This window comes from Amycolatopsis ruanii, assembly GCF_003385175.1.
GTDB classification, from domain to species: domain Bacteria; phylum Actinomycetota; class Actinomycetes; order Mycobacteriales; family Pseudonocardiaceae; genus Amycolatopsis_E; species Amycolatopsis_E thermalba.
Genome location: NZ_PQHY01000038.1, coordinates 29,451 through 42,247 on the forward strand (window position 1 = coordinate 29,451; position 12,797 = coordinate 42,247).

The 12,797-nt window shown below is 72.0% G+C and carries 12 protein-coding genes; 10 read left to right on the forward strand and 2 right to left on the reverse strand.

Annotation, left to right across the window (positions count from 1 at the left end; genetic code table 11):
• Positions 1–8 precede the first annotated feature (8 nt).
• The 10 genes from D0D28_RS20600 to D0D28_RS20645 all read left to right on the forward strand — a co-directional run bounded on the left by D0D28_RS20600 (position 9) and on the right by D0D28_RS20645 (position 11,383).
• Positions 9–1,526, forward strand: a complete 1,518-nt coding sequence (locus D0D28_RS20600) for a right-handed parallel beta-helix repeat-containing protein (RefSeq protein ID WP_205413315.1) — start codon at positions 9–11, stop codon at positions 1,524–1,526.
• On the forward strand, positions 1,526–2,752 hold the full coding sequence (locus D0D28_RS20605) for a hypothetical protein (RefSeq protein WP_094003801.1): 1,227 nt from the start codon (positions 1,526–1,528) through the stop codon (positions 2,750–2,752). The genes D0D28_RS20600 and D0D28_RS20605 overlap by 1 nt, the downstream gene beginning before the upstream one ends.
• A 76-nt stretch (positions 2,753–2,828) precedes the next feature.
• Positions 2,829–4,016: an HAD-IIIA family hydrolase gene (locus D0D28_RS20610; protein ID WP_094003800.1), complete on the forward strand. Its 1,188-nt coding sequence runs from the start codon at positions 2,829–2,831 to the stop codon at positions 4,014–4,016.
• A gap of 4 nt (positions 4,017–4,020) precedes the next feature.
• The gene (locus D0D28_RS20615; RefSeq protein ID WP_094003799.1) at positions 4,021–5,151 is read left to right on the forward strand and encodes a glycosyltransferase family 4 protein; all 1,131 of its coding nucleotides are present in this window, start codon (positions 4,021–4,023) and stop codon (positions 5,149–5,151) included.
• Positions 5,148–6,260, forward strand: a complete 1,113-nt coding sequence (locus D0D28_RS20620; RefSeq protein WP_116111664.1) for an SDR family NAD(P)-dependent oxidoreductase — start codon at positions 5,148–5,150, stop codon at positions 6,258–6,260. The genes D0D28_RS20615 and D0D28_RS20620 overlap by 4 nt, the downstream gene beginning before the upstream one ends.
• Positions 6,257–6,955, forward strand: coding sequence for a nucleotidyltransferase family protein (locus D0D28_RS20625; RefSeq protein WP_116111665.1), 699 nt, complete (start codon positions 6,257–6,259; stop codon positions 6,953–6,955). The genes D0D28_RS20620 and D0D28_RS20625 overlap by 4 nt, the downstream gene beginning before the upstream one ends.
• On the forward strand, positions 6,952–7,941 hold the full coding sequence (locus D0D28_RS20630; RefSeq protein ID WP_116111666.1) for a GHMP kinase: 990 nt from the start codon (positions 6,952–6,954) through the stop codon (positions 7,939–7,941). Before D0D28_RS20625 ends, D0D28_RS20630 begins: the two co-directional genes overlap by 4 nt.
• Before the next feature lie 4 nt (positions 7,942–7,945).
• Positions 7,946–9,592 carry a hypothetical protein gene (locus D0D28_RS20635; protein WP_116111667.1) on the forward strand — a complete coding sequence of 549 codons (1,647 nt, stop codon included), beginning with the start codon at positions 7,946–7,948 and terminating at the stop codon, positions 9,590–9,592.
• A 20-nt stretch (positions 9,593–9,612) separates the two neighbouring features.
• Entirely contained in the window at positions 9,613–10,269 is a 657-nt protein-coding gene (locus D0D28_RS20640) for a phosphatase PAP2 family protein (protein ID WP_116111668.1), read from the forward strand.
• A complete protein-coding gene (locus D0D28_RS20645; RefSeq protein WP_116111669.1) occupies positions 10,250–11,383 on the forward strand; it encodes a nucleotidyltransferase family protein in 1,134 nt (377 codons plus the stop codon). The genes D0D28_RS20640 and D0D28_RS20645 overlap by 20 nt, the downstream gene beginning before the upstream one ends.
• Before the next feature lie 43 nt (positions 11,384–11,426).
• Here D0D28_RS20645 and D0D28_RS20650 read toward each other — a convergent pair whose 3' ends face one another.
• Together D0D28_RS20650 and D0D28_RS36230 are read right to left on the reverse strand one after the other, a co-directional pair.
• The gene (locus D0D28_RS20650) at positions 11,427–12,557 is read right to left on the reverse strand and encodes an asparagine synthase-related protein (protein ID WP_240323278.1); all 1,131 of its coding nucleotides are present in this window, start codon (positions 12,555–12,557) and stop codon (positions 11,427–11,429) included.
• A gap of 78 nt (positions 12,558–12,635) precedes the next feature.
• A complete protein-coding gene (locus tag D0D28_RS36230; protein WP_167481515.1) occupies positions 12,636–12,776 on the reverse strand; it encodes a hypothetical protein in 141 nt (46 codons plus the stop codon).
• Positions 12,777–12,797 lie beyond the last annotated feature (21 nt).

Here is a 12,797-nt window from a genome sequence, read left to right on the forward strand (position 1 = left end):
GCAACGCCGTGCCCGCACGAACGACGACCCGACTCCGCCGGGTGCTGCCGGCCCTGGCGCTCCTGGCGGTGCCCGCGTGCACGTCCGGTCCGACCGCGGCCCCCACCGCGCAGGAGGGCGTGCCGAACCAGGTGGCGGCGGTGTGCGGCAACGCGGCACCCGGTCCGGCCACGCCCCCCGCCGGGGCGGTCGTCGTGGACCCGGGCCTGGTCAACGACCTGGCGATCAAGACCGCCGACAACCCGCCGGGCACCACGTTCTGGCTGGCCCCGGGCAAGCACGTGCTCGGCGAGGACCAGTACGACCAGGTCCAGCCGCGGACCGGCAACACCTACCTCGGCGCCCCCGGCGCGGTGTTCGACGGCCGCGGCGTCAACCGGTACGCGTTCGCGGGCACCGCCTCCGACGTGACGATCCGCCACCTGGTGGTCACCGGCTTCGACGCGCCGCTCAACGAGGGCGTGGTCAACCACGACTCCGGCGACGGCTGGATCATCGAGCACAACACCATCGAGGACAACCGCGGCGCCGGGCTGATGGCCGGGGCGCGGCAGCAGGTGCGCGCCAACTGCCTGCGCGCCAACGGCCAGTACGCGATGAACGCCTACCAGGCCGGCGACACCATCACCGGGCTCGTCGTCGAGGGCAACGAGATCACCGGCAACAACACCGACAACCTGGAGGCCCGTTACGAGGGCTGCGGCTGCACCGGCGGCATCAAGTTCTGGGCGGTCAACGGCGCCGACGTGCGCGGCAACTGGGTGCACGGCAACCAGGGCGTCGGGCTGTGGGCGGACACCAACAACAACGACTTCCTGATCGAGGGCAACGTCATCGAGGGCAACGGCGGCGCCGCGATCATCTACGAGACCAGCTACAACGCGGTCATCCGGAACAACGCGATCCGCCGCAACAACTGGGTCGAGGGCCGCTCCTTCGTCGACAAGGGCGACACCTTCCCCGCCGCGACGATCTACATCTCCGAATCCGGCGGGGAACCGCGGGTCCCGGCGCGCACCGACAAGATCGAGATCACCGGCAACGACCTGACCGACAACTGGTCCGGGATCACCCTGTGGGAGAACGCCGACCGCTTCTGCAACAGCGCGGCGAACACCTCGACCGGCTACTGCACCCGGCTGGTCCCGGACGCCGCGACGTGCGCCCAGCCCGCCATCGCCGGCGAACCGCTGTACTCCGACTGCCGCTGGAAGACCCAGCGCGTCGACATCCACGGCAACCGGTTCGCCTTCGACCCGGTGGTGATCGGGTGCCGGGCGATGTGCGGGCGCATGGCGGTGCTGTCCAACTACGGCACCTACCCGGACTGGTCGCCGTACAAGGCCGAGGTCATCCGGCAGGCGATCACGTTCGGGCAGGACAACCGGTGGCACGACAACACCTACGCCGGGCCGTGGAGCTTCATGGCGGTCGACACCGAGGGCGTCCTGGACACCGTGGCCTGGCAGGCGCCGCCCTACCAGCAGGACACCGGCAGCACGTTCACGCTCAGGGCGGGTGGCTGATGAGCATCGACACCGTCCGGCCCCGCGCGGCGCCGGAGAAGCCCGGCCAGGAGGCGTTCCCCCGCCTGCTGCCGGCGATCTGGGCGCTGCTGGTGTTCAACACGCTCGGCTCGCAGGGCGGGCAACTGCTGATCACCCTGCCGCGGACCGTCGTGCAGGTGGTCACGATGGGGGCGATCGTGGCCGCGTTCGGCCTCGCGCTGATCACCAACCCGCGCGTGCGGATCCGGCCGAGCGCGTTCCTGTTCCTGCTCACCCTGCTCCTGGCGGCGAGCATCGCGGGCAGCGCCCGCCTGGAGGCCGGTTACGGCTCGCTGTTCCGCTGCTTCCGGCTGACCCTGTTCGTCGCCACGCTGTGGCTGATCAGCCCGTGGATGGACCACGCGATCCGGTTCGTGCGGCTGCACCTGCGGGCCCTCATCGTGGTGCTGGTCCCGGTCGCGGTCGGCCTGTTCATCTCGCCGGGCAACGCGTTGCCCGCGAGCAACGACGGCCGCCTCAGCGGAACCCTGTGGCCGATGACCGCGCCGCAGGTCGGCGCCTACAGCGCGGTCGTCGCCGGGCTGGTCGTCCTGCTGTGGGTGAACCGCCACACCGACGGCCGCAGCGTGGCGTTCATCGCCGGGCCCGCGTTCGCGATGCTGCTGCTGAGCCACACCCGGACGGCGCTGCTCGGCCTGGTCGCCGGGCTGCTCGTGGCCGGCCTGTCGCTGTTCCTGACCAGCGTCCGGGCCCGCAAGATCTTCACGCTCTGCGCGGGCGCGGTCGCGCTGGCCGCGATCCCGCTCGGCCCGCTGGTGCAGACGTGGTTGCTGCGCGGGCAGGACGACGAGGCGCTGAGCAACCTCACCGGGCGGACGAAAGTGTGGGACGCGCTGCTGCAGGAACCACGCAGCTGGTTCGAGCAGGTCTTCGGCACCGGGTTGTCCAACAAGTCCTTCAACGGGTTGCCGATCGACAGCGGCTGGCTGGCGGTCTACCACGAGCAGGGCTACCTGGGCATCGTGCTGGTGGGGCTGTTCCTGCTGACGCTGGTGATCGTCGCGCTGTCCCGCCCGCCCTCACCGGCCCGGGCGTACGCGATCTTCCTGATCACCTACTGCCTGGTCGCCTCCTACACCGAGGTCGGGGTGGGCGACGCCTCGCCGTACCTGCTGCACCTCTTCGTCGCGGCGGCGCTGCTGTCCGCCCCGCGCGCCGCTCCACAAAGGACGGTTGTGGAATGAGCACTCCACCGGCCGGAAACCGTAACGCGCCCGGGCCCGCGCGCGACCTCAAGTCATCTCAGAGAGGTGGTCGACCGTGAGCCAGCCAGGGGTTCTGCTCGATCGCGACGGCACGATCATCGTCGACAGCGGATATGTCGGCTCGGTCGACCGGGTCGAGTTCATCGACGGGTCCATCGCGGCCATCGCCGCGCTCAACCGCGCCGGCATCCCGGTCGCGGTGGTCACCAACCAGGCCGGGGTGGCCCGCGGGTACTACGGCATCGCCGACGTGGAGCAGGTCCACAAGCACATGATCGCCGAGCTGGCGCGGCACGGCGCGCACGTCGACCTGTGGCTGTTCTGCCCCTACCACCCGGACGGCATCGTGGAGGCGTTCGCGCGGCGCAGCGCCGACCGCAAACCCGGGCCGGGCATGGCGCTGGCCGCCGCGGAGGCGCTGGACCTGGACCTGGCGGCGTCCTGGGTGGTCGGGGACAGCCCGGCCGACGTCGGGCTGGCGCGGGCGGTGGGCGCCAAGCCGCTGCACGTCGGGCCGCCCGGCTCGGCGGTGACGGGTGTCGACACGTTCCCCGATCTCGCTGCCGCCGTGCGGTTCATCCTCGGTGGCAGCACCGTCCCGGCGCCGCATCAGGAGAAGGCGCCGAAGTTCCCGGCCGCGAAGTTCCACCGCGCCGACTCCTACGGCGGCGCCTACGTCGCCGAGCTGGCGCGCGCCTTCGCCACCGTGGACCTGGAACAGGTCAGCCGCGCGGCGACCGTCCTGAACGCCGCCTACGACCGCGATTCGGCGGTGTTCGCGTGCGGCAACGGCGGGTCCGCGTCGATCGCCAACCACCTGCAATGCGACCACGTGAAGGGCATCCGCAACGGCACCGGCGTCACCACGCGGGTGCAGAGCCTGAGCACGAACGTGGAGTTGTTCAGCGCGATCGCCAACGACCTGGGCTACGAGCACGTCTTCGAGTACCAGTTGCAGTCCCAGGCGCGGCCGGGCGACGTGCTGATCGTCATCTCGTCCTCGGGCCGGTCGCCGAACATCGTGCGGGCACTGGACTGGGCGGCGGCGCACGACATGCCGACCATCGCGCTCACCGGGTTCGAGGGCGGGCCCGCGCGACGCCGCGCCGAGGTCTCCATCCACGTCGACTCCGCCAACTACGGCGTCGTCGAAGACGCCCACCAGGCGTGCATGCACCTGCTGGCCCAGTACGTCCGACAGTCGAGGATGACCCCAGATGCCGTTGTCTCGCAGACATTCTGACCGCATGCGCGTCGCGATCAACCTGCTCACCGACGATCCGGTCAACCCCTCGGGCGCGCACTGGTTCTGGACGCGCGTCATCCCCGAGATGACCGAGCTGCTCCGCGACGGCGAGTCGTTCCACCTCATGGTGAGCCCGAAGTCGCGGCCGACGCACGACTACGGGTCGAGCGTCGAGTACATCACCTATCCGTGGTCCAACGAGAAGCGCAACCTGCGCACGCTGTCGGAGCACCTGTACTCGCCGGTGCGGCTGCCGCTGAGCGGGATCGACGTGCTGAACACGCTGATGGCGCCGATCGTGAAGTCGGCGCCGAAGCTCGTCGTGCACATCAAGACGCTGCACGCGTACACCACACCGCACGCGATCTCACCGCCGGCGCGGCTGTACCGGCAGCTGAGCTACCCGCGCACGGCGCGGCTGGCCGACGCGATCATCCTCAACTCCCGCAGCCTGGTCGACGAGGTGCGGCAGTACCTGGACGTCGATCCGGCGAAGATCCGGCTCATCCCGGAGGCGGTGGACCACGACCTGTTCCGCCCCGGCGACCGGGACGAGGCGTTCGCCCACGTGTCCCGGCGCTACGGCGTGACCAGGCAGTTCGTGCTGTTCGTGTCGTCGCTGTGGCCGTACAAGAACTGCGAGGGCCTGATCCGCGCGTTCGCCGCAGCGAAATCCGACCTCGGGGACCGGCAGCTGGTCGTCGTGGGCCCCGGCCGGGACGTGGAGTACGTCGGGCAACTCAAGGCGCTGGCCGCGCGGCTCGGCGTGGCCGGCGACATCGTGTGGGTCGGCGGGGTGCCGCTGGAGGAGACCGTGCACTTCTACCGCGCGGCCGACGTGTTCGTGTACCCGTCGCACAACGAGACGTTCGGCCTGCCGATCCTGGAGGCCATGGCCTCGGCGTGCCCGGTGGTCACCTCCAACGTGACGGCGATGCCGGAAACCGCGGGCGGGGCGGCGCTGCTGGCCGACCCGGCGGACTCCGGCTCGATCGCCGACGCGATCGTCAAGGCCTGCGGCCCGGAGGGCGAGCGGCTGCGCGCCCGCGGACCGGAACGCGCGGGCGAGTTCACCTGGGCGGCCACCGCCGCGCGCACGCTCGACGTGTACCGGGAGGTGCACGCGCGATGAGGATCCTGGTCACCGGCGGCGCCGGGTTCATCGGATCGCACACCTGCGACCGGCTCGTCGAGCTGGGGCACGAGGTGACCGTGCTGGACGTGCTGGCCGCGCCGGTGCACCGCGACGGGAAACCGAACCACCTGACGCCCGGCGTGGAGTTCTACGAAGGCGACGTGCGCAACCGCGATCTGATGCGCAACCTGCTGCGCCGCGCCGACGCGGTCTACCACTTCGCCGCCTACCAGGACTACCTGCCGGACTTCGCGAAGTTCACCGACGTCAACGTCACGTCCACGGCGATGATCTACCAGATCGTGGTCGCCGAGAAGCTGGACCTGGCCCGGATCGTGGTGGCGTCCTCGCAGGCCGCGATGGGCGAGGGGCTCTACCGGTGCGCGGCGCACGGCGAGCAGACGCCGGACATGCGGCCCGAGGCGGCGTTGCGGGCGGGGCACTGGGACCTCGGCTGCGCGGTGTGCGGCGAGCCGCTGGCGATGCTGCCCACACCGGAGCGGATCGCCAACCCGCAGAACGCCTACGGCATGTCCAAGCACGGCGAGGAGGTCGTGGCGGTCAACCTCGGGCGCCGCTACGGAATCCCGACCGTCGCGTTGCGCTACAGCATCGTGCAGGGCCCGCGGCAGTCGGTCTACAACGCCTACTCCGGCGCGTGCCGCATCTTCAACCTGCACTACCTGCTGGGCGGCGCGCCGACGCTGTACGAGGACGGGCAGGCGATCCGCGACTACGTGAACATCCACGACGTGGTCGACGCGAACGTGCTGGTGCTCGCCGACGACCGCGCCGCCGGGCGAGTCTTCAACGTCGGCGGCGGAACCGGCTACACCACGCAGGAGTTCGCCGACATCGTGCGGCGCCAGTACCGATCGGACCGGCCGGGCCGGATCAGCGGCGAGTACCGCTTCGGCGACACCCGGCACATCACCTCCGACATCGACGCGCTCACACAGCTGGGCTGGTCCCCGAAGCGGACTCCCGCGGACTCCGTGGCCGAGTACGCCGACTGGTTGCGGGACATGCCGGGCCTGGACGAAATCCTCGCCGAGGCGGACGCCAAGATGCGGTCGCTCGGCGTGGTGCGCAAGGCGGGGACGTGAAGGCGTTCCTGCTCGCGGCCGGGCTGGGGACGCGGCTGCGGCCCCTCACCGACCACACGCCCAAGTGCCTGGTCGAGATCGGCGGGCGGCCGATGCTGGACATCTGGCTCGACGCGCTCGCCGCCGCCGGGGTGGACGAGGTGCTGGTCAACCTGCACCACCTGGCCCCGCTGGTGCGGGCGCACCTGGCGGACCGGCGCGGTGGCCCGGTCGTGCACACCGTCGAGGAACCGGAACTGCTCGGCAGCGCGGGCACGCTGTGGGCCAACCGCTCGTTCGTCGCGGGCGAGGACATGTTCCTGGCCCTCAACGCGGACAACCTCACCGACTTCGACCCGCGGGTCCTGATCGACGCGCACCGCACCGGCGGGACCATCGCCACGCTGTCGGTGTTCCACGCCCCCGATCCCACGCGGTGCGGGATCCTCACCGTTTCCGGTGGCCTGGTCACGGGTTTCACCGAGAAGCCGGCCACGCCGTCCGGTGATCTGGCGAACGCCGGGATGTACGCGTTCTCCCCCGCCGTGCTCGACCTGATCGGGCCGCCGCCCGCCGACATCGGGTACGACCTGCTGCCCGAGCTCGTCGGGCACGCGCGCGTGGTCTCCCTCGGCGACGCGTGGTTCCTCGACATCGGCACCCCCGCGGCGCTGGACCGGGCCCGCGACGAATGGCAAGGCAGGCGAGCGTCGTGATCATCACCCAGACCCCGCTGCGCATCGGGCTCGTCGGTGGCGGGACCGATCTGCCCGGCTACTACCGCGAGCACGGCGGCCGGGTGCTCAACGCGGCCATCGACAAGTACGTCTACGTCGTGGTCAAGCAGCGCTTCGACGACGAGATCTACGTCAACTACTCGCGCAAGGAGATCGTCTCCCGCGTCGAGGACCTGGAGCACGAGCTGGTGCGCGAGGCCATGCACATGACCGGGGTGCGCAGCGGCGTGGAGATCACCACGCTGGCCGACATCCCGTCGGCCGGGTCCGGGCTCGGGTCGTCGTCCTCGGTGACCGTCGGGCTGCTGCACGCGTTGTTCGCCTACCAGGGCAGGCAGGTGACCGCCGCGGAGCTGGCCGAGCGGGCGTGCGCGATCGAGATCGACCGCTGCCGCAAACCGATCGGCAGGCAGGACCAGTACGCGGCTGCCTACGGCGGGCTGTGCGACCTGCAGTTCGGGCCCGGCGACGCGGTCGGGGTCGAGCGGATCGACCTGCCGCGCGCGGACTGGCGGAAGCTGCAGGACGAGCTGATGTTGTTCTTCACCGGCATCACCCGCAGCGCGAACACGATCCTGGGCGAGCAGAACGCGAACGTCGGCGACCGGCTGCCGCAGCTGGGCCAGCTGCGCGACCTCGCGGGCGAGGCGGCGGACGGCCTGCGTGGCGGCGACCTGTCCGCGCTGGGCACCGCGTTGCGCAAGAGCTGGGAGGCCAAGCGCTCGCTCGCGTCCGGGGTGTCGAACCGGCAGATCGACGAGGCCGTGGACGCGGCACTGGCGGCGGGCGCGTCCGGCGCGAAGGTGACCGGCGCGGGCGGCGGCGGGTTCCTGCTGGTCAGCTGCCCCCTGGAACACCAGCGGGCGGTGCGCTCGCGGCTGGCCACGATGAAGGAACTGCCGATCAAACTGGAGCGGCTCGGGTCCCGGGTCATCTTCAACGTGCACCGCGACATCTGGAGCTGACCCGATGACGAAACCGGCCATCGACGCGCGCGTCGCGGCGGAGCCCGCGGACCGCCGCGACCGGCGACCCTGGCTCTGGCCGGTCGTGACGCTCGTGCTCGTCGCCGGGCTGGGCGGGGTGTGGCTGTGGTCCGGACCGGCGCCGATGTCCGCGCCCTGGGACGTGTTCATCCTGCTCGACGGCGCCTACCGGATGACCGGGGGTCAGGTGCCCAGCACCGACTTCGAGAACCCGATCGGGCCGCTGGTGTACGGGCTGGTCAGCCTGGGGATGAAGGTGCAGGCGGTCCCGTCGCTGACCGCGGTGGTCTACGCCGGTGCGCTCTTCCTCGCGATCACCGCGCCGCTGGCCTGGTTCGTCGCGCGCCGGCGGCTGCCCGCGGTGCACGCGGCCGGGTTCACGGTCTTCCTGGCGCTGCTGGTGGTCACGCCCCGCCCGCTCGGGTATTCGCCGTGGACCACCACGTACGCGATGCTCTACAACCGCTACGGCTGGGTGCTGTACGCGACGCTGCTGCTGCTCGTGCTGATCCGGCCGCGTGCGCCGCTCACCACGCGGCGCGTGGTCGCCGAGGGGCTCGTGCTCGGTTTCCTGCTGGGGCTGATGTTCTACTGCAAGGCCAACTTCTTCGCGGCCGGCGCGGCCGCGGTCGTGGTCGGTCTCGTGCTGGGCACGCTGCCCCGCAACCTCCGGTTCGGCGCCGCCGCGGTCGCGGCCTTCCTCGGCGTCGCGGTCGTCATGCGGCTGACGTTCGGCATCGGGATCGCCGGCTACCTCGCCGACCTCGTGCACGCCGGCGGTTCCCAGGGCGGGCAACGGCTCGGGATGCTGATGCGCAGCGCCGCCTACACCGCCCCGGTGCTGCTGCTCACCGCGGCCGTCGTCGTCGCGTTGATCCTCCGGGCACGCCGGCTGGAGCTGCCTTCGCGCCCGATCCTCAAGACGGCCGTGGCCGCCGGATACGTGTGGGTGTCCAGCGTGCTGGTGGCCTCGGCCAACACCGCCGAGCACGGCGATCTGCCTGCGCTGGTGGTTCTCCCGCTGCTGCTCCTGGTGGTCCTCGCGCCGAAGGTGCGGACCCCGGCGCTGGTGCTCGCGGGGGTGGCGGTGCTGGTGGCCGCGACCGCCGGGCCGATCGCCGGGAAGGACACCCTGGCGCTGGGCCGCGCCGCGAGCGAGCACGGTTACGTGGCGGCTCCGCCGGCGAGCCAGCGCATGGCCGCTCCGGGCCTGCGGGACTTCGTGGTTCCCGCCGACGCGCAGTGGCAGACCGCGTACCGCACAGCGAACGCCGTCCCGGCGATGATCAACGACGGCGTGGCGTTGCTGCGGCGGCACGCCGGGCCCGCGGACACGGTGGCGACGATCGCGTTGGCGAACCCGTTCTCGTTCGCGTTGTCCCTGCCGCCCGCGACCGGCGGCCCGCTGTGGTGGGACGTCGGCATCAGCTTCGACCGCTCCGTGCACCCGGACGCGGACCGGGCCTTCGGCAACGTGGACTGGGTGATGATCCCGCGCCTGACCGAGGGCCAGGGCTGCTGCGCGGAGACCGTCACCGCGCTGCGCGAGGTCTACGGCGCCTACCTCGCCGAGCACTTCACGGAGGCCGAGATCACCGCGGACTGGATCCTGCTGGCCAGGACGCGATGACTGGGCTGCGGAGATCACTCGTGCCGCGGCGGAACCCACCGCTGCTGCCCGCCCCCGCGGCACGGGTGCTGAACCCGGTCGCGGTCGCCGCCGCGCTGGTCGTCGTGCTGCTGGGCGTGCTCTACACCGGCCACAGCGAGCCGGGGTGGTTCGACGCGTGGGTGCAGCCGGCCGCGACCGAGTCGGTCGACGCCGCCTGGTCGGCGGCGATCGCGATCGACTTCTTCGGCGAGCCCAGGGGATCGATGGTCCTGACGGTGCTGCTGGCGGTGACGCTCACGGTGCTCCGGCGCTGGCGCGTGCTGGCGCTCGCGATCGCCGGTCCCGGGCTGACGGTCGCGGTGACCACGCTCGGGAAACCGTTGACGGACCGGACGATCCACGCGATCCACCTGTCCTATCCGAGCGGGCACACGGCGTTCGTCACGGCGGTGACGCTGGTGGTGGCGCTGCCGCTGGCCCGGCGGTGGCGCGCGGGTCCGGTGGTCGTGCTGGCGTGCGCGCTGGTGACCGGCTCCTACGCGGCGTGGGCGCAGGTCGGGCTGAACGCCCACTACGCGACCGACACGATCGGCGGGTTCTGCGCCGCGGTGGCGGTCGTCCCGGCGACGGCGGGGCTGATCGACCGGATCTGGAGACGGATGAGCGGAGAGCCGGATGGGCCGCAGGCTGTGTGACGAACGCGAGTACCCGGCGGCGCTGCTCGCCGCCGCGGCGTATCGCCTGCCGGGGACCGACCGGGCCATGCCGGCGCGACCGGTGCGCGCCGAGGACTGGCCGGGGCTGCTGGCGGCGGCGCGGAAGCACCGGATGACCGGGTTGCTGACCGCGGCGATCGCCGCGGGCGCGTTCCCGGCGACCGGTGCGCAGGCGCGGGAGGCGGCCTCCGCGCACGCCACCAACCAGATGCGGGTGCTGGTGCTGGAGCACGAGCTGCTGCGGATCCTGGACCTGCTGACCGGGGCGGGCATCGAGGCGCGGGTGCTGAAGGGGACGGCCGTGGCGCACCTGGACTACCCCGATCCGGCGCTGCGGTCGTTCAACGACCTCGACGTGCTGGTGCGGGCCGGGGACATCGACCGGACGGTGGCGGTGCTCGCGACGGCGGGTTTCCGGCGGACGCTCGCCGAGCCGCGGCCGGGGTTCGACCGGCGGTTCGACAAGGGCATGACGTTGCGCCCGCCCGCCGGGTACGAGCTGGACCTGCACCGCACGTTCGTGCTGGGCCCGTGGGGGCGGCGGGTCGACCTGGACGCGGTGTGGGACGCGGGGCAGGAGTTCGCGATCGGCGGGCGGGCGGTGCGGGCGTTGTCGCTGCCGAACCGGTTCCTGCACGCCTGCTACCACGCCGCACTCGGGGACTGGCCGCTGCGGCTCGGTTCGCTGCGGGACGTGGCGGAGATGCTGCGGGTGGTGGACGGGAACCCGGAGCCGGTGCGGCGGACGGCCGCGTCGTGGGGTGCAGAGGCGGTGGTGGCCGCCGCGGTGGCCGACACGGTGCGGCTGCTCGGGATCAAGGTCCCGGGCGAGCTGGCCCACTGGGCGGTCGGTTACATACCGTCCGCCCGGGACGAATCGTGGCTCGGCCTGCACACGACACCGGACAAGACGTTCGCGGCACAGGCGGTGGCGACGCTGCGGGTCCTGCCGTGGCGCGACAAGCCCGCGTACCTGCGGGCGCTGGTCTTCCCGGACGCTCGCTACACGGCCGCCCGGCACCGGAGCCCGTTGAGCCGGTTCACCTACGCCCTGCGCGAGGTGCGGAAGGGCTCCCCCACCGGGTCCCGGTGAGTCGGTGAACTCCGCCGGCTGTCGCCGCGCGGGATTCCGCGAGTCAACCGCTGGTCGCCAGCCAGGCCTGCTGCAGCAGCGTCATCGACGGCGCGTGCGGGCTCGGCGCGAGCCAGTTGTCCCGCAGCGCCGCCGGGTCCACCAGCTCCTCGTCCACCCCGCGACCGGTCCACTCGCGCGCGAACGTGCGTGTCCGGTCGGTGAACACCGCGCCCGTGAAGTCCGCTTTGCTGGTGCGTTCCAGGATTTCGCGGGGCAGCAGGTCGCCGAAGAGGTCACGCATCGTGGCCGTCCGGCCGCTCCACCCCCAGAACCCGGCGGCCCGCGCGATCGCCGCCACGAAGTCCGGCTCGGCGAAGGTCTGCACGTACCGGCAGTCCAGTTCGGACCCCAGCGCGCGCACCGTGCGGTAGCCCAGCCGCGCGCAGCGGCGCGTCGTGAACTGCCACGCGTGCCGGCCGGCGTGCAACTCGTACGCCGCCGCGTCCGCCGCGTCCCGTTCGGCGAGCACCTCCTCCGCCGCGGGCCGCAGCCACGGGCGCCGGTACCTCTCGCGCAGCGCCGCCCGCCGCCGAACGGACGCGGGCGCCAGCGCACGCACCGCGTCCGGAAACACCCGGGCCCGGACCCGCCCGCGTGCCTTGAGCACCTTGGTCACCGGCGTGATCCGCTTCAGCCCGAACACCTCGTCGCCACCCTCGCCGGTCAGCAGCACGCCACCGCGGGCCGCGTCCATCATCCGCCAGGTCGGCGCGAAGTTCGGCGGCCACACCAGCCCGTGCCGCCGCAGCACCGCCGTCGCGATCGGACCGACCGGATCGTGCTCGTCGCCCACGGTCAGCACGATGCGTTCGGTGACCCCGAGGTGCGCGAGCACGGCGTCCTGCCACGACGTTTCGTCCGACGCGGGCGCGGCCGGGTACCGCAGCGTGATCGGCACCGGCGGCGGCAGCCCTTCGCGCCGGGCCAGCGCCACCGCCGCGGCCAGCAGCGCCGAGGAGTCGCGCCCGCCGGAGAAGGCGACCAGGCACGGTGTGCGCGTCAGGTGCCCGAGCAGGATCCGGTCGAGCACCCGCCGCGGCTCGCCCGGATCGCCCAGCGGCAACGGGATGAGGTCGTACCCGTTGATCCAGCCGCCCGCGATCTTCAGTCCGTCCATTGTGTACAGCGCCACCGGGTGCTCACTTCCGCACAGCCGGCCGACGGGGACAGGCGATCACCCGACCACCTGTCCCCGCGACCGGGAAAACCATCACGAATACGCGTCGCGATCGCCGAGGATCGGTATCGCCCACGTCAGGTTGTCCGGGGACGAACCGAACAGATTTTGCTGTGTCAAGTCCATCACCGAACCCAACAGGGTGATTTCCGGGGTGGTGTAGGGCTCGCGCATGTGTTCACCTCCCCCCACTAC